18 protein-coding genes and 1 pseudogene are annotated in these 15,080 nt (G+C 67.5%); 11 read left to right on the plus strand and 8 right to left on the minus strand.

Annotated elements, in window-relative coordinates; translation table 11 throughout:
• From ABZ738_RS27365 to ABZ738_RS27375, 3 genes are all read left to right on the plus strand, one after another.
• The coding region (locus tag ABZ738_RS27365) for a phosphotransferase (protein ID WP_357217746.1) at positions 1–843 on the plus strand (843 nt) is incomplete at its 5' end.
• 186 nt (positions 844–1,029) lie between these two features.
• A complete protein-coding gene (locus ABZ738_RS27370) occupies positions 1,030–1,233 on the plus strand; it encodes a hypothetical protein (RefSeq protein ID WP_357217749.1) in 204 nt (67 codons plus the stop codon).
• Positions 1,234–1,943: 710 nt separating this feature from the next.
• Positions 1,944–2,603, plus strand: a complete 660-nt coding sequence (locus tag ABZ738_RS27375; RefSeq protein ID WP_357217752.1) for a class I SAM-dependent methyltransferase — start codon at positions 1,944–1,946, stop codon at positions 2,601–2,603.
• Positions 2,604–2,727: 124 nt separating this feature from the next.
• Here the strand turns inward: ABZ738_RS27375 and ABZ738_RS27380 are convergent, their stop codons facing one another.
• The 3 genes from ABZ738_RS27380 to ABZ738_RS27390 form a co-directional block, all read right to left on the minus strand.
• Entirely contained in the window at positions 2,728–3,447 is a 720-nt protein-coding gene (locus ABZ738_RS27380) for a VOC family protein (protein WP_357217755.1), read from the minus strand.
• Positions 3,448–3,603: 156 nt separating this feature from the next.
• Positions 3,604–3,969 carry a DUF4345 family protein gene (locus ABZ738_RS27385; RefSeq protein WP_357217759.1) on the minus strand — a complete coding sequence of 122 codons (366 nt, stop codon included), beginning with the start codon at positions 3,967–3,969 and terminating at the stop codon, positions 3,604–3,606.
• Positions 3,966–4,442 carry a hypothetical protein gene (locus ABZ738_RS27390; protein ID WP_357217762.1) on the minus strand — a complete coding sequence of 159 codons (477 nt, stop codon included), beginning with the start codon at positions 4,440–4,442 and terminating at the stop codon, positions 3,966–3,968. Before ABZ738_RS27390 ends, ABZ738_RS27385 begins: the two co-directional genes overlap by 4 nt.
• A gap of 97 nt (positions 4,443–4,539) precedes the next feature.
• Between ABZ738_RS27390 and ABZ738_RS27395 the strand changes: the two genes are divergently transcribed.
• Together ABZ738_RS27395 and ABZ738_RS27400 are read left to right on the plus strand one after the other, a co-directional pair.
• A complete protein-coding gene (locus tag ABZ738_RS27395) occupies positions 4,540–5,226 on the plus strand; it encodes an AraC family transcriptional regulator (RefSeq protein WP_357217765.1) in 687 nt (228 codons plus the stop codon).
• Positions 5,227–5,569: 343 nt separating this feature from the next.
• A complete protein-coding gene (locus tag ABZ738_RS27400; RefSeq protein WP_357217768.1) occupies positions 5,570–6,100 on the plus strand; it encodes a pyridoxamine 5'-phosphate oxidase family protein in 531 nt (176 codons plus the stop codon).
• Positions 6,101–6,200: 100 nt separating this feature from the next.
• On the opposite strand, the gene ABZ738_RS27405 is transcribed toward ABZ738_RS27400, so the two are convergent.
• On the minus strand, positions 6,201–6,995 hold the full coding sequence (locus ABZ738_RS27405; RefSeq protein WP_357217772.1) for an SDR family NAD(P)-dependent oxidoreductase: 795 nt from the start codon (positions 6,993–6,995) through the stop codon (positions 6,201–6,203).
• A 96-nt stretch (positions 6,996–7,091) separates the two neighbouring features.
• Here ABZ738_RS27405 and ABZ738_RS27410 point away from each other — a divergent pair, with 96 nt between their 5' ends.
• The 3 genes from ABZ738_RS27410 (at position 7,092) to ABZ738_RS27420 (ending at position 8,979) form a co-directional block, all read left to right on the plus strand.
• The gene (locus ABZ738_RS27410; RefSeq protein WP_357217776.1) at positions 7,092–7,475 is read left to right on the plus strand and encodes a helix-turn-helix domain-containing protein; all 384 of its coding nucleotides are present in this window, start codon (positions 7,092–7,094) and stop codon (positions 7,473–7,475) included.
• 348 nt (positions 7,476–7,823) lie between these two features.
• The gene (locus ABZ738_RS27415; protein ID WP_357217779.1) at positions 7,824–8,186 is read left to right on the plus strand and encodes a hypothetical protein; all 363 of its coding nucleotides are present in this window, start codon (positions 7,824–7,826) and stop codon (positions 8,184–8,186) included.
• Positions 8,187–8,538: 352 nt separating this feature from the next.
• Complete coding sequence (locus tag ABZ738_RS27420) at positions 8,539–8,979, plus strand: hypothetical protein (RefSeq protein ID WP_357217782.1); 441 nt, start codon at positions 8,539–8,541, stop codon at positions 8,977–8,979.
• 90 nt (positions 8,980–9,069) lie between these two features.
• On the opposite strand, the pseudogene ABZ738_RS27425 reads toward ABZ738_RS27420, so the two are convergent.
• Together ABZ738_RS27425 and ABZ738_RS27430 are read right to left on the minus strand one after the other, a co-directional pair.
• A pseudogene (locus ABZ738_RS27425) lies at positions 9,070–9,267 on the minus strand (IS5/IS1182 family transposase); the annotation flags it as partial.
• Between the two features lie 52 nt (positions 9,268–9,319).
• Entirely contained in the window at positions 9,320–9,877 is a 558-nt protein-coding gene (locus tag ABZ738_RS27430) for a hypothetical protein (RefSeq protein ID WP_357217785.1), read from the minus strand.
• Positions 9,878–10,187: 310 nt separating this feature from the next.
• On the opposite strand from ABZ738_RS27430, the gene ABZ738_RS27435 reads away from it, so the two are divergent.
• From ABZ738_RS27435 to ABZ738_RS27445, 3 genes are all read left to right on the plus strand, one after another.
• Positions 10,188–11,708, plus strand: a complete 1,521-nt coding sequence (locus ABZ738_RS27435; RefSeq protein WP_357217788.1) for a hypothetical protein — start codon at positions 10,188–10,190, stop codon at positions 11,706–11,708.
• Positions 11,709–12,190: 482 nt separating this feature from the next.
• Complete coding sequence (locus ABZ738_RS27440; protein ID WP_357217791.1) at positions 12,191–13,051, plus strand: hypothetical protein; 861 nt, start codon at positions 12,191–12,193, stop codon at positions 13,049–13,051.
• 170 nt (positions 13,052–13,221) lie between these two features.
• Complete coding sequence (locus ABZ738_RS27445) at positions 13,222–13,815, plus strand: hypothetical protein (protein WP_357217793.1); 594 nt, start codon at positions 13,222–13,224, stop codon at positions 13,813–13,815.
• 55 nt (positions 13,816–13,870) lie between these two features.
• Here ABZ738_RS27445 and ABZ738_RS27450 read toward each other — a convergent pair whose 3' ends face one another.
• Both ABZ738_RS27450 and ABZ738_RS27455 read right to left on the minus strand, forming a co-directional pair.
• Positions 13,871–14,521 carry a hypothetical protein gene (locus tag ABZ738_RS27450; protein WP_357217796.1) on the minus strand — a complete coding sequence of 217 codons (651 nt, stop codon included), beginning with the start codon at positions 14,519–14,521 and terminating at the stop codon, positions 13,871–13,873.
• The gene (locus ABZ738_RS27455) at positions 14,493–15,059 is read right to left on the minus strand and encodes an HAD domain-containing protein (protein WP_357218011.1); all 567 of its coding nucleotides are present in this window, start codon (positions 15,057–15,059) and stop codon (positions 14,493–14,495) included. Before ABZ738_RS27455 ends, ABZ738_RS27450 begins: the two co-directional genes overlap by 29 nt.
• Between the last annotated feature and the right edge of the window lie 21 nt (positions 15,060–15,080).

Here is a 15,080-nt window from a genome sequence, read left to right on the forward strand (position 1 = left end):
ACAGCCGCCATACCGAGCCAGCCGAGCCACCAATCGCCACCCCTGCGCCAGCCGGCAGCAGGTAACCACCGCTCCATCAAAGCGGGGGGAACTCACATCGACTACTTCGAGGCTGCCACCCGTCGACTGGCTTCGATCGGCGTCCGTTCGCCGCGGCTGTTGCTCGCCGACCGTAGCAAAGACCTGTACCCGGCCGACATCGCCGTCGCGGAGGACGTCCGCGGCGGAACGCTGGAAGCGCTGCTGGAACGCGACCCGGACGCCGGCCGGCACACGCTCGCCCACCTGGCGGACATGCTGCGGCGCATGCACACCTACCGCGCACCGGCGTTCGGGCGTGTCGCGTGGATCGACAGCGGAGGCGCACCGCCGGACACGACCTGCGAGCAGGCCTACCTGGAACGCGCGCTGGTGAACATCGCCACCGCCGTGTCTCGCGACGCCCGTGCGGCCGAAGCCGAGGCGATGCTGGAGGAGAAACTCCGCACTCTGCACGCCGCACTCGACCCACGGGCAGAGCACGGCGTGGTCCACGGCGAACTCTGCGCGGAACACACGCTCGTCGGACCGGACGGGGAGCCCGTCATCATCGACATCGAGGGCCTGATGTACACCGACATCGAAGTGGAGCACTGCTGGATGCGGATGCGCTTCGGCCCGCACTACGCGATGCTCCGAAACCCGGACCTCGACCCACTGCGGGTCAGGTACTACCAGTACGTCATGCATCTGGATCTGGTCGGCGGCCCGCTGCGTATCGCCGAGGGCGACTTCCCGAACCGGAAGTGGATGCTCGACGTCGCGCACTTCCACCTACAGAAGGCGCTCACCTACGAGACATGACCCGACGGTGAAGCCTTGCAGGATCGTGCCGAAGTCGCCACCAGGCCCACCGACAGCACACTCATCTGCCGCGAACCCCTCCTCGCCTACGGGGCCGGTGCCGGCGTCGATGCAGACTCGGACTGACGATGGGTACGTGTTCAGCGAGGCGGTGTGAGATTTGGCAGGCTCCTCGTCATGCGCCTGATGGACAGTCGTGATGTCGACCAGGCCGTGGCCGAGATGGTACGGGTACTCGCACCGCACCAGTCCGAGGACTGGCGGCGCCCGGCCGGCACGCTCGACGGGAACTGCGGGGAACCGCCGCCCATGTCGCGCATGACCTTCTCGCGTACGCCGGACAACTCGCTGCCCGGCCCGACTCCGCCTACCTTCCCGCCGACCTGGTGATCCGCGATGATGCGTCTCTCCGCGACCTGCTGCAGATAGCTGCCGGCGCAGGATGGTTGCTGAGCAGCGCGTTGGCCGCATCCGACCCTTCGGTACGAGCCTGGCACTGGGGCCCGACAGGCCCGAGCGGTTTCGCGGCGCTGGACGTGAACGACTCGTGAGGATCGAGAAAGAACCGTGGCACGAAGGTTGCTTCGGAGACGGTCACGCACGGGTCGGTAATCCCCATGAAGCCATCCTGCCGTCCGTGTGCGAGAGCATTTCCGGGCCTTGCGCGGCATCCACCCCTGCTGTTGAGCACACACGACCCTTCACCGCTGCGCGTGATCCCCGTACGGAGAGCATCGACGGCCAAGGGCGTGGCCCAGGTCCCGCAGAGGAGTGCCCAGCCGCGCGGGTTCCTCGACCGTGGGCGGGGTGATGGCCGCGCCAGCAGCGGTGTGCACTCCGGCCTCGTGGAACGCGGCGTACGGATCTTCCGCGGTTGCGCGGTCGAGCCGCAGAACGATGTCATCCCGCACGCGGAGATCCTCATCGCACGTCCCGCAGCATGAGTTGGACACGGCCGGATGCGCGGATCTGCCGCATCCGGTCGTGACGCCCTGCAACGTCGCGGTGGGTGAAGTCGGATGTTCCACTCGGTGTCCAGCCCGGCGTCCTGCGGTAGATTCGCTGCCGCGACGGCCGAGGATGGGGAGGGCCAGCGGGGGATGGACGCCAGTACCGAGGAGCTGCGGGACGCGCACAACGTGCTGTCGGAGTGGTATGCGGAGAACCTGGTCGGAGTGCTGGAGAGCATGCCGGTCGAGCGCGCCATGCTCGATCTGTTCGCCGAGTTGACCTTGACCGTGGGTGTAGAGGTCGCGGACGTGGGCTGCGGCACTGGGCGGCTTCTTCCGTACCTCGCGGGTCGGGGTCTGTCGCCGTGCGGGGTGGATCTGTCGCCGGGGATGGTGGAGGTGGCGCGGCGGGAGCATCCGGGTTTCGGCTACGAGGTCGCCGATCTGCGGGAGTTGCCGTTCGGGAACGCGTCGCTGGCGGGGGTGGTGTGCTGGTTTTCGTTGATCTTCCTGGCACCGGACGCCCGGGTACGGGCGTTTGCCGAGCTGGCCCGGGTCGTGCGGCCGGGCGGCTATGTGGTGGCGGCGTTCAAGCACGGCGACGGGTCAGGGCATCGAAACGGTCCCGGTAGCCCCGTCGGGAGTCTTGGCGTCGACTTCGATCGGTACTGGCTCTCGGCCCGGGAGATGGAGGACCGCTTCACCGCCGCGGGGTTCGCCCCGGTCTTCCAGGGCAGCACGCCACCGGAAGGGACGGAGCCCCCGTACGGGTACTTGCTGGTCCGCAAGACCGGCTCCACGAACACGTAGGGCGCGCATTCGCCGCCGAGCGGACGCGCTGCCTGCCGGCTGCCACCGTCACGCTGTGTGTGGCCGGACGGTGGGTAGGGCCGAAGTCCCCGACGTGTGGTGGGGGCGGAGTTCGTTGAGTGAGTCATCGCAGTGCTGCGGCGAGGTCGGTGGCGTTGTCGAACGTGGGTGCCGCCCGTTCGGTTTCGTCTTGCGTGAGCGTGACGGACTGGGCGCGGGCCAGCATCTCGGCCGCGGTCTTCGGATCGTGCAGCACTATCGCGAGTTCGGCGCGGTAGACCAGGACCTCTACCTGCTCGACCGGGTCGTCGTCGGCCTGTGGCCGGGCCAACGCGCTGTCGAGGATCCGAACGGCCTGTCCGACGTTTCCCCGGGAGTCGGCCTGCACGACAGCATTCGCCAGCGCCTTGGCCAGCCGCCCGGCTGGCGTGGTGGCCGGTATGGGTGCGGTGGGGGCGTCGCGGAAGACGCGGATCCAGTTGCCGCCCGGGTCGATGACGCTGAATCCGCCCACCCCGTCGGCGTTCTTCCGCGCTCTCGGCCGGGTCATCCGTGGCGTTCCGGACACCAGCACCTTGCCGTACGCGGCGCGCATGCCGGCGGCGAATGCCCGGTGCAGCCCCTCGATGTCCGTGGTGAGTACGAGACACGAGCCGTAGGACTGCTCCGGGTCGAATCCGGGGATCTCGAAGAACTGTAGATGCAGGTCTTCCCGCTGCACCGCCACACACGGGTGGGGCTTGCGCTGTTTGTACGTGGTGCGGAAACCGAGAACTCCGTAGAAGGTCTCTATGTCGTCGATGGAGGCACACGGCAGCAGGGGAACGGTCCGCTCGTTGGTCATGCCTCCTTCCTAAACGTCGCAGCGGGTCCGTCGCCCATGAAAATAGCCGATCATCGCCGTCAGTCATCCGATCGACCGATGACCCAGAACGCACCGCCGCCGCACCACGCCATCTTCGGTGCGTTCCTACCCGCATACGACTCGCCACGATCAGGGTCAGGCGACGCCGAACAGCAGGGCGGCACCGATGGCCTCGATCCAGAAATACCACCAGATCGGATAGAACCCCGTTGCCCTGTCGCCGATCCGGGAGAACAACCGGCCCAGTGCCATCCCGGCAAGGGCCGCTGCGACGGTGATGACCGCGCCGGTCCGGACATCGCCGACATCGAGCGCCGCCGCAGCCAGTACGGCGGCGATCGCCAGGCCGAACCCGCCGTAGACCGCCCGAATCTCAGATCGGCTTTCTGCTGATTCAATGACGATGCGGAAGGGGCGGGCAAGTGCCGCAGGCGCGGCCAGCGCGTAGACGCCCATGCCGAGGAAGAACGTCCCGACGATGATGATGACCGTGGTCGTCATGCGCGCTCTCGAACCGGCGTCGTGCGGCGACCGCAGGGGCTGGACGCGAGCAGTGCCGTCCCCGCCGACAGGACGAGCAACGCGACGGCGTCGACCTGCGCCACCCGGACCACCTGCTGGTGCAGCGATGGGGTGGTCAGCACGAGAAGCAGGAAGGTGCCGAAGCTGGCCGCGTTGATGGCCACCGCGGCGGGGCGCAGGTGCGGGCGGAACGCCGAAACGATGATGGTGACGCCGACCAGAGCGAGCAGGATCGCCCGATGCCGCATGAGTGTCTCCAGGTTCGCGCCCGTGACGTCCACGCCGTAGGCCGTACGGGCCCAGGCCGGCGATACGGCACCAGCGCCGGGCAGCACGTTGAGCAATCCGGCCGCCACGAGGAGCCCTTGCCCCAGTCTCCGCCTGATCCGTCCTGGCGGGCGTAGCGTGCGCGTTGGTCGTTCCTCTGCGGTCATCAGCACGTGTGCGATCATCGGCCACGTGGTCGATGTCCTGCTTCCAGAAACGTGTCGGGCTGAGCCGGCGAGGATCTGGATCTGGCTCGGACAGGCGGCCTATCTGGGGCCCTCGATGAGGCTGAATGCGCACTCCGGTTCCGTGCACTGCTTCGCATTGGGCGTCGACGCACCGTTCACGCTGCAAGCCGACGACATCGGTGAACGGCGTACCCGCAGCGCCCTCATACCGGCGCGAACACGACACCGGGTCATCGCGGACGACGGTCGGATGCTCTTCTTCTACCTCGACCCAGGCTCGGGCCTGGCGGAGGGTGTCCGCGCTCGCATGACCGAACGCACCCCCTCGGTCGGGCTCGACTATCAGCACGAGTCGTCGCTGATCAGTCACGTACAGGAGACCTCGTTCCCCGATCCGGCCCGACTGCGGGAATTCGTCGACCCTCCGAACCCTGATGCGATGGACGAGCGGATCCGCACCGCGATCGGCATCATGCGTGCTCACCCTGACCAGAAGATGAGCGCGCCGCAGCTCGCTGCCGAGGTACACCTGTCGACGTCACGATTTCTGCACCTGTTCTCGGCGAACGCCCACACCAGCTTCCGCCGGTACCGGTTGTGGGCACGGATGCTGCACGTCGCACTCGCCGTCGGCGAAGGTGCGGACCTGACCCGGGCGTCCACCGAGGCCGGGTTCGCCTCGCCGGGACACTTCAGCGACAGCTTCCACGCCATGTTCGGACTGACCGCGAGCAGGCTGTTCTCCGAACACACCCGCCTCGTCGTGCTCGACACGCGGTGACATCCACCTTCGCGCCAACGAGTCCCAGGCCAGGGACGCTCTCCAGCGGGTACAGCGACAAGGCCGCCGCCACCGCACCTGGTGCTGCCGTCCTTGTCTTCGTGCCCCTTGCCGCGCCGGTCAGGTTGTTGGCCGAACGTCCGCTTCTGCCGCAGAGCGTGCGCGTCGCCAGCCGGGAGCCAGTCACGTCGCGCCGGATGCCGTGCTGCCCGCTGGCGTCCGCAAACCAGTCGAAGAAATATGACACAAGGTGTCAGGTTCTGGGGTGAGCATGGGTTCATCGGTCGGCGCCGGTGATGGGCGCGGACCAGGCACGCATAGATACGGAGAGACTAGGACTTCCATGCGCGAAACCCCAGAAGATCTCGAAGACCTCCAGGCCCTCCTTGACGCCTCCCTCGCCGGCTCTACCGCCCACCTCCGCTCGATCATCAGTACCGCACGCACACTGAACGCGGCGCAGCTCACCCAGGTCCTCACCGGCATGTGCACCCTCGCTCTGTCGAGCGTGACGGCGAAAGGCGAGCCGCGGATCAGTGGTGTGGACGGGCACTTCCTGCGGGGCAGGTGGTACTTCGGCACGGCGCGCGACGCCGCCAAGGCGCGCCATCTCGCGGCGCGACCCGCCGCCAGTGCCGCGCATATGCGTGGTGAGGACCTCGGCGTCTTCACGCACGGCACGGTGGAGATCCTCAACCCCCGCAACGGCAACCAGGCCACGGACTGGCCGGACGTACTCGCGTACTTGAAGGACTTCTACGTCGACGACCTCTTCGACTGGGACAACGACGTGGTCTACTACCGGTTGCATCCGCACTGGATGACCGTCTACGCCCCAGACATCGCCAAGCTCACCGTGGCGTCCCAGCCCTGATGCACAGCACGGGCCGACCGGTACGTGTCCAAGACCCACTTCGTCAGAGGTCTCGTTACCGGGTGCGTCAGCATGACGGCAGAGAGAGTAGCGGGCAGCTTCAGGTGAGGAGCTCTTCTGTGAGGTCCATCAACCGTTCGGCGTTCTGAGGGTCGAGCGTGGGGAAACTGAGCGGAAGTGGCCTGTCGCGGTCAATGGCGGTCAGTGGCGCGGCCGGTGGCGTGTCCAGGAACTGGTGGATCGGTGCTACCGCGTCCGCGATGGGTTTGGCCGTCACCGAGACTGCCGCCAGCAGCCCGCGGAGTACCAGCGGAAGCGGGCTACGGTCACCGCTTTTGGTGAAACCGGGGTGGTAGAGCACGTATCGAGCACGGCTGCCGGATCGCTGGACGAAGCCCACGCCGAGCAGATCGTTGGCGCGACCGGCCTGTACCTGCGCAGTGACCATGGAGTAGCCCGAGGCCAGGTGCGGATCGGTCCAACGCACGCCACCCTTGGTGACCCCGACGCCGGCGACGTTGACGATCACCGGCGCGGTAGCCCGGTCCAGGGCCGGGCGCAGGCCGAAGCTGAGCAGATAGCGACTGAGGTAGTAGAGCGCGAAGGTGCGTTCCAGTCCCTCGCCGGTCACGATGCGACGCGGCGCAACGGCATTGGCGAATAACGCCAGCGCGTCCACGACCTGGAACTCGGTGAGGATGTGCGCGATGGCCTGCCGAGTCTCGGCCATGCTGGAGAGGTCGACGGGAAGGAAGTCGATCCCGCTGCCGCCCAGTGCCTCGCCGCGTTCGCGGTTGCGGCCGAGCACCAGGACGCGGTCGCCGCGTTCGGCTCGTCCGAGGGCCAACGCGCGTCCCATTCCGTTCGTGCCCCCGCTGACCACCACGACGCCCATGTCGCCCTCCGTTACCGTTTTCCCTGACGTGTTCATCCTGGAGAGACGGCCGACGCAGCGAAAGAAGGCACTTTCATGACCACAAGGAACACCGCTGTGCGTGCCTCGCTGAACAACCACCGGTTGCCGAACCCCGTTCCGATCGGCGAGTACGAGCGCTGTCCGGTCACCGACGTGCTGCGGCGGGTGAACGACAAGTGGACGCTGCTGCTGCTCACTCTGCTCGGCCGGCATCCGTACCGGTTCAACGAGTTGCACCGGGCCGTGGAGGGCATCAGCCCGCGCATGCTCACACGGACGCTGCGGACGTTGGAGAACGACGGCCTGGTCGAACGTGAAGTGTTTCCGACGATGCCGCCGAGCGTCGAGTACCGACTGACGCCGCTCGGCGTCAGCCTTTTGGAGCCGCTCTCCGCACTGGCGGACTGGGCGGTCGACCACTACGCCGAGATCGCTGTGGCACGTCAGCGGACCACCTGAAACGGGGGTCTGCTGCACCGGTAGGTGACATCTGAGACGGCTTGCCCTGGCGAAGAGCTAGAAGGATGTCGCCGTGCCCAAGCCGATCCTCGGGGAGTCGGCTGCGCACATCTGCCGCAGTTCGGGCGCAAGCCTGTGTACCGCCGAACGGGAGGAGGCGAGGCCGTCGGCCGTCGGCCAGACTCCGTGTGTGGCTGCTGTCAGCAATCGCGACCGTGTTCTTGAAGCACTTCGGCTCAGCTCGGGGCCGCTGGACGATGATCAGCTGTCACACCGTACGGGTGTCCGGCCGCGGCAACAGGTCAACCAGATTTGCCGCGCGTTGCAGTCGGCCGGAACCGTCCGGCGGTGGAAGGTCCGGATGGGAAAATCGTCAACGAACTCGTCGAGGGGACGAGCGGGGTCCTGGCCGGCGAGGATCCGAGAACACCGCGCAGCGAGGTGCTTTCACGTGATGCCGTTGCTCGGACGTTCGAAGATCACTTGCCTCCTGGGCATTCTGCGGAGCAGCGACACGCCGAGCGGGTCATGCTTGATCTGCTGGGCCGCGATCTGGGCTTGACGCTGGAGCCAGCGAAGATCGCTGTGCTGTCGGGAGTTCGGGTCGAGGTCGACGGCCGCGACAGCGATCGAACTGTTCTCGTGGAGTGCTGGGCCTATCAGGGTCCGCCGAAGTCGGCGCAGCGTCACAAGTACTGGCCGAGGCGTTGAAATTGACGTGGATCGTCAGCACGATGGACCCGCGGCCCCGCCTCGTGCTCTGCATGAGCGACAGGGCAGCAGCGAGGCCGTTTCAACCAGCGGCGCGTGCCTGGGCCGCACAGGCGCTACTGGACCTCGCGATTACCGTCCATGTGGTCGAGAATCCTCACGACATCCGCCAGAAGGTTCGCAGAGCTCAGGCCAGGTTGGTCACCTCGGCGGGGACTTCCTACAGCTCAGTCGACAGACGGGGCGGTATGGGACCTGGAGCCGGACCGCCTCGTCTGTTCGTAGGGTGGTGGGAGTCGCCCCCGCAGCGGGCCGGCTGTCCGTTCCTCGTTCACGCCGTGGGAGAGGCACCATGACATCCACGTTTGTCCGACGGTTGACGGGTGCGGTCGGCCAGGTCGTGTTGGGGGTGATGCTGCTCGTTGCCGGCGTCGCTCACCTGACCGTCGCGCGCGAGGAGTTCCGGGCGCAGGTGCCCTCCTGGCTGCCGCTCGATGCTGACCTCGTCGTCGTCGTTTCCGGAGTGGTCGAGATCTGTCTGGGGCTGGCTCTGCTCGCCGCGTGGAGACAGCCCGTGCGTGGCCTGACCGGAGTGGTCGTGGCGGCTTTCTTCGTCGCGGTGTTCCCGGGCAACATCGCTCAGTTCAGTGAAGGGCGTGACGGATTCGGCCTGGACACCGACGCGGCGCGGGCGGTCCGCCTGCTCTTTCAGCCGCTGCTCGTGCTCTGGGCGCTCGCCGCCACCGACGCGGTTCCCGCGCTGCGCTCACTGCGCCGTCGCCCCGAATCCTGACGTCCCGACCAGGTCGAGGGCTGACCCGAACCTTGGGCCAGCCCTCGACGGTGTAGCGGCCAAGTCACAGCCATTTTCATCCTGCGTAGGGTTGGCTTCGATGTGGTGCAGCGCGAGGATGGCCTGCACGATCGAGGTCGTTCGTTGTGGGCAGCAGCGCAGCTTGGCCAGGATCTTCCAGGTCATGAGGGTGGCGATCGCGGGTTCGCCCCGGGCGGGGATTGTCGCGTGGGCTCGGTTCACGGCCTTCTGCCGGTGTGACGGCTTCGGCCGGAAGCGGTGCCGCTTTGACAGACCCTTCGCTCAGCGGTTTCCATCTGGGTAATGCAGTTGTTGGGTGTCACTCGCGGGTGAGTCCCGGTGGTAGCGCGTCTTCGTCGGGTCGGACTCGGTGGGCGTTGGCCAGAGGGTTCTGTTGGAGGGTGTTGATCAGCGGTTCCGGGCCGCCGAGGCAGGTCCAGGTGTCGTCCCAGAGTGCGGAGACCAGCCATGAGCGATCGGCGGGGAAGAACAGGTCGGGTAGTGATCCGTCACCGTGGCGCATGTGGCCGGTGCGCCAGGTGAGTGCCTGCTCGGGTCCGGCCTCTACCAGCACGTAAGGCCAGTTCCAGTAGAGCGACACTCTGGGGGCGCGGGGAAAGACGATGTCGTGGGGGCCGGTGTCGAGGTAGGCCAGCCACCAGGGTTGGTCGGGGGTCTGTGCGGTGAGGTCCTGGACCAGGGCGTGTTCATAGGCGGCGACGGTGATGCCGTCGGGCTGGTGGGTGGTGGCGTAGGCGTCGAAGATCGGCGGGATGGCGGTGGTGATCGAGATGCCGGCGGTGGTGTGACCGGCGATCCACTCCACCTCGGCGGCGGCGCCGATCCGCCACTTCCGCCCGTCCTTGCTCAATTGCACACCGCTATTCAAGCCGCTGTGGTCGCGGTTGGCGCGGGAAACAGGGTGTTCTCGGCGGGGCCGACGGCGCCGCCGGGGCAGCCGCGAGATGCCGAGCCGGATGAACCTGGCGGGTGAGCCCGGATGAGCAGCCTCGGCGACAATCCCTGCAGGTCGGATGACCCGTACTTCAGCGGGAGTGACATTCCGACTGGGCCGAATCGAGTTCAATCGGATCTGTTGGCTCGGGCAGGATGTCGGGGTGATCTGGGGGAGACGGGGCAGCGGGGTTCAGCGGTCGACGGTGGGAGAGGACGGGCCTCTCGGAAGGGTGCGGGTCGCGGTCGACGACGCTGCCGGCGCGGGCCGGTGGGAGGCGTTGAACCATCTCGTCGGGGTTCTGCTCGAGGTCGATGCTGCCGGCGATGAGGTGATGGCGGGGTCGGCGTTGATGTTGGTGGCCGGAGCTGCGGGGTTGGTGGTCCGGCTGGACCGGCACGCGCGGCAGGCGCCGTGGTATGGCCCGTCCCAGGAGTCCGCGTTGTGGCGGGTCGGGGCGCGTTTCTCGGTCGCGTCGTCGGGGCCTGTCGCGATGGCGCTGGCGAGCATGCATGGGGACGGGCGGATCCGGGAACGCGCGGTCGCGGCGATGGTCGGTCGGCCGTGCCCGGAGGTGATGCCGTTCCTGGTGCTGCGTGCCGGTGATTGGGTCAAGCCGGTACGGGACCGGGCGCGGGCCGGGCTGGCGTTGTTGCTCGCCGACGATCCAGGTCGCTACCTGCCGGCGGTGCTGCCGATGGCGTTGCGCCTCGACGCGCGGCTGCGTGGTGGCTTCGCCGTCATCCAGGTACAGGCGGCGTTGCTGTCGAGCCCGGCGGAGGTGTGGCGCGGGCTGCTGGGATCGGGTTGCCGCAGGCAGCGGCGGTTCGTGTTCGACATTGTCGTGGCTCAGGGCTGGCTGCGTCTGCCCGACTACGTGACCTGCGCCGAGACTGACTCGGATGTGGGGATTCGGGTCCGGGCGGCTGAGGCGGCCTGCCGTGAGGCGGTCTGGACGCGCCGGCATGACGTTCTATATCGTCTGGCCCGGTCGGTTCGTGCTGAGGTACGGGTGGTGGCGCTGACCGGGCTGGTGCGGGTTGGTCAGGACAGTGACGTTGCCGCGTACCTGGACGATGACGCGCCGCTGGTCCGGGCGGTAGCGCGGGACGCGGCGCGTCGGATCGGCATCGACGCCCGGGCGCATTACCGGACTGCGGTCAGCGCCGGAGAGCCGGCGCTGGGTGTGATCGTTGGGCTTGCCGAGGTCGGCTCGGCAGCGGACACCCCGCTGCTGCGTCCGCTGCTGAGTTACCCGCAAGCCAAGGTCCGTGCCCAGGCGGTACGAGGCCTGCGCCTCCTCGATGCAGTTGTCGCGCAGGAGATGCTTCCGCTGCTGTGGGATCCGTCGCCGGCGGTGGTCCGGGAGGTGACCACCGCGCTGCGGCCCTTGACCGGTGCCCTGCCGCGGGGCTTGCCGTGGGAGCTGCTGGCGGATGGCCGGGTGGAGTTGCGTCGGGCCGGCTACCGCCTCCTGCGTGGCCACGGCGTCGACGTCCAGTTGCGTGCTGCCCTGATGCTCACCCTCGACCCGGACCCACGCCTGGCCGAACGTGGCAAGGCCGACGTGACCTGCCTCGCCCGCGACGGCGCACGAACCACCTGGCGCCGCACCCCTCGGCCGCAGCTGTCGGTCACCGCTGCCCAGCACGACGAGCTCGTCGCATTGGCGGCACAAGCGGTGTTGGCACTCGGCGAGGACACCAGCCGGATGCTCACCACGTGGCTGGCGGATACCCGCCCCGACACATGAGTGCGCTCCCCGCCTCACAAAGGTCTTTGGCCGACCCCGGGCTGGCGGATCTGCGCGGGTGCGTGGGGGACTGCACGAGGAAATCGCCACCGATGGATACTCGATCGCGGCAGCGTGACGTCAGGCCCACACCTGGACCGCTTCGGCAGCACGCTGGTTCCTCACCCGGCAGATTCCGGCCGTTCGGCCAGACCAACCGCGACTTGCGGCAGATGAGGATGCCGCCCGCGTCAGGCATCGGGCTGGTGCGGTAACGACGGCTCCAGATCCGCCATCCTGGTGAGATGCCGCATCTGGAGCCGTTCCTGAGGTTCGCACACGAGCGCCGCGATGGGCTGCACTGCTACGTGGCCCGTGCCGACGAGGCGGATATGCCTGGCCCGATGTGGCCGGGGCTGTGGGAGCAGGACTATCCAGACGATGCGGATCTGAATCCGTGGTGTCGCTAAGCGATCAACAACGGCGACGGTGAGGCCCTAGCGGTGTGGCGGGCGCTGACCTGGGAGCTGACCGCGGGCCGGAGCCGGTTCGCCATTCCCGCCTACTACCGCGACGAGGCAGCTCAGCTGCGGAGTATGAGCCGGGAGGCGGTGCGGCTGGTCCGCTGGGAGTACGAGGTCGACGTCAAGCAGTCCGAGTGGCTCAGCGCAGATGTCGGGTTCGTCCCGGCCCGCGCCTGCGTTCCGCTGCGGCCGGCGCCGGGCCTGTGGCAACGAGAACACGCCGGCTTCGCCGGCCTGTTCACCTTGGCCAGCTTCCGGCACCTCACCGACCTCGCCCTGGCCGTGGGAGGCGACGCTACCTCGGAGATTACGCTGTTCGCCCTCCACGATCCGGGCCGGACCCGCCTGCTGGCCTCGACGCTGAATCAGGCGCACCGTCCTGACCTGGCCGAGATTCTGCAGCCCGGTGACATCTTCGTCGACCTGTCCGTGGTCCACGATCTGGGTGCCGGCGCCGCCAGCTATCTCACCGTCAAGACACCCGAAGCCACCGACAAGGTCGAACATCTGGCCGAGCACTTCAGGGAGGCATTTCGCCGTTACGCGAACGCGGCCAGCCAGATCCGTACCTTCGACGAGTTCCGCAGCGCGATCGATGATCTGCTCGCCCAACCCGCAGCATCGGAACCATCTGACGGCGCCCCCTCCAACGCACGCTGCCACGCTCACCCAGCGGCAGAAGCGGGCGTCGGGGTCCACTTGGCACGTCGCATCCGGCCGTCGTCAGCTCAGCCCCAGATTGTGCTGTTCGAGGGCGGCCTCGATGATGTCCAGTGCTTTCGGCCCCACGCCGTGCAACCTGGCAAGCTCTGCGCGTGGCACACCGGCGAGCTGGCGTAGCGCGGTGTAGCCGGCGGCGTCCAGCGCCCGTGTCGCGGGTGTCCCGATCTTCGGCAAGGTGTCAAGGGACGAATTCACCGCTTGATGCTAGACCGCAGATCCCACGCCCGATGCATGCACTTGTCACGGCATGAGCGGTTGTCCTATTGCTAAATATCGAGTACTGGCCGATGATCGACGTCGTAATGGATGCGAACCGGCTGTCGACGTTGTGGGACCAACGGTGGCCGGGTTGCTCGAAGCTGCCCTATGAAGTGCGGGAGATCCGGGACCAGTGGGTGCGGTTCCACGCCTTGCCAGGCTCGCAGCGTTACCCCGACACGGAGATCGAGTACGGCATCGTTCTGGCTCGACACAACACCGTCTTGGCGGAGTTGGTGACCGGCCCCGCCGTGCTGGTGATAACCGCTGGCTATTCGGACCAGCCCGACCCGCGGGAACCCGGCCGATCAGCTGAAACCATCGAGGCGCACCGGTCCGGGGCATATTGGACGAGTAGCTGCATCGATGACGAGCCGGGCTTCGAAAGCTGGATGCATCTCTATGCCAGCGAAACAACCTGGTCGCCCGGCTGCCTCGACCCGCTGCTACGCCACGTATCCGACGGCGTCATCGGCAACGTCCTTGTCTGTGACGTAGATCTGAGCTGGCTCTATCACCCGTACGACGGGGGCATGGACATCGTCCTGCCCACCACCGCTGACCGTGACGCCCTGCGGAGCCGACACCAGGACTGGCTCTCCGCACACCCACGAGGCCTGTAGGACTCATGTCCCAGATACTGCCAAGCAGCGCGAGTACCGAATGGCGCGTCGCGTCTCAGGTGCTGGCGGGGTAGTACTTCATGCCGTCGGGGCTGGGCGTCAGGATCGCGTGATAGCGCTGGTCGCCGTTGTTGCCGTGGTCCTCATGGACTTCGAAACCGATGAGTGCACGGTGGAACGGCACCTCGCCGTGAACGGCGATCGCGATGTCGGCCAGCCACCGGTCGAGCGGGCTACGCCAGGTCAACGATTCCACGCCGCTGGATTCGTCGAAGGGGTAGCCGCCGACGCGGCGGTCGACTCGGGCCAGCGCGCCCAGCGGTAGGTAAAGCTCCAAGGTATCCGTCCCCTCGTACCGGGACAGGAAAGCACCGCAGACGACGCGGGCGCCCGAGGGCAGCGTCAGCGTTCCGCGTACGTGACCATGCTCGTGGAGAGCCACCACGCCAAGGTCGACTGCCGCGAACCCGGTCCCGTCGCCGCGAAGACGATGGCAGCCCTGGACGTCGGCGGCACGCCACAGGCACGATAAAACCCGGCCGACGGTGGCATCGTCAGATGCGCCGAGCACCAGGCACAGTTCGTAGAAGCCACCCGTCCAGTTCTCGTCGTCGTTCATATCGTCCGCGATCCGCACCGCATCACCATCGCCGATTCGCCCGCAGACGTCACCCTGGTTATCCGTGCCGCACCGCGTCGCGGCCATGAGCCGACGAGCCGGTACGCGACGGATGGCCCAGCGGATCAAGCTGTCTGTTCCGGTGGTCGAGCCAGCGGCGCACTGCCGCGAGGTCGAGGTCGGTCAGTCCCACGTGCGGGTCGACGCGGTTCAGCAGCGTCGGGTGTGGGTGATGTGCGGCGGCCCATCGCCGGTCGGCGTCGGTGATCTCGTCGTCGAGCCAGACGAATGGACGTTCTGCCGCCCACCGCGCCACCGATGCGGTCTTCCAGTGCACCCCGCTCGGTGGTTCTTCGTCATCGTCGATCCAGTCGACGACAGGCAGAGCAGGTAGGCCGAGCCGAGGTGCCACTACCTCGTTCGCCTCGGCCATCCACGTACTCGCCCAGACCAGCTCACCCGGCAAGGCGAGGAGCCGGCGACCGTCATCGAGGTCAAGACGATCCAGCAGGGGATTGCCGTAGCAATCGGGACCGTCTTCCGCGCTGCCGCTGTGTGCACGCCCGGCAGCGGCTGGCCGGGCCCGAAACGGGATGAGCACACCGTCGATGTCAACAAAGACCACCGGTCTTCCGTCGCTGGCAGA

The sequence above is a fragment of the Micromonospora sp. NPDC047793 genome (assembly GCF_040642635.1).
GTDB lineage: Bacteria > Actinomycetota > Actinomycetes > Mycobacteriales > Micromonosporaceae > Micromonospora.

Excerpts from the sequence above, each read along its gene's own strand:
- ABZ738_RS27370 (WP_357217749.1), top strand. The coding sequence starts at position 1,030 with ATGGACAGTCGTGATGTCGACCAGGCCGTGGCCGAGATGGTACGGGTA.
- ABZ738_RS27375 (WP_357217752.1), top strand. The coding sequence starts at position 1,944 with ATGGACGCCAGTACCGAGGAGCTGCGGGACGCGCACAACGTGCTGTCG.
- ABZ738_RS27380 (WP_357217755.1), bottom strand. The coding sequence starts at position 3,447 with ATGACCAACGAGCGGACCGTTCCCCTGCTGCCGTGTGCCTCCATCGAC.
- ABZ738_RS27385 (WP_357217759.1), bottom strand. The coding sequence starts at position 3,969 with ATGACGACCACGGTCATCATCATCGTCGGGACGTTCTTCCTCGGCATG.
- ABZ738_RS27390 (WP_357217762.1), bottom strand. The coding sequence starts at position 4,442 with ATGATCGCACACGTGCTGATGACCGCAGAGGAACGACCAACGCGCACG.
- ABZ738_RS27395 (WP_357217765.1), top strand. The coding sequence starts at position 4,540 with ATGAGGCTGAATGCGCACTCCGGTTCCGTGCACTGCTTCGCATTGGGC.
- ABZ738_RS27400 (WP_357217768.1), top strand. The coding sequence starts at position 5,570 with ATGCGCGAAACCCCAGAAGATCTCGAAGACCTCCAGGCCCTCCTTGAC.
- ABZ738_RS27405 (WP_357217772.1), bottom strand. The coding sequence starts at position 6,995 with ATGGGCGTCGTGGTGGTCAGCGGGGGCACGAACGGAATGGGACGCGCG.
- ABZ738_RS27420 (WP_357217782.1), top strand. The coding sequence starts at position 8,539 with ATGACATCCACGTTTGTCCGACGGTTGACGGGTGCGGTCGGCCAGGTC.
- ABZ738_RS27445 (WP_357217793.1), top strand. The coding sequence starts at position 13,222 with ATGATCGACGTCGTAATGGATGCGAACCGGCTGTCGACGTTGTGGGAC.
- ABZ738_RS27450 (WP_357217796.1), bottom strand. The coding sequence starts at position 14,521 with ATGGCCGCGACGCGGTGCGGCACGGATAACCAGGGTGACGTCTGCGGG.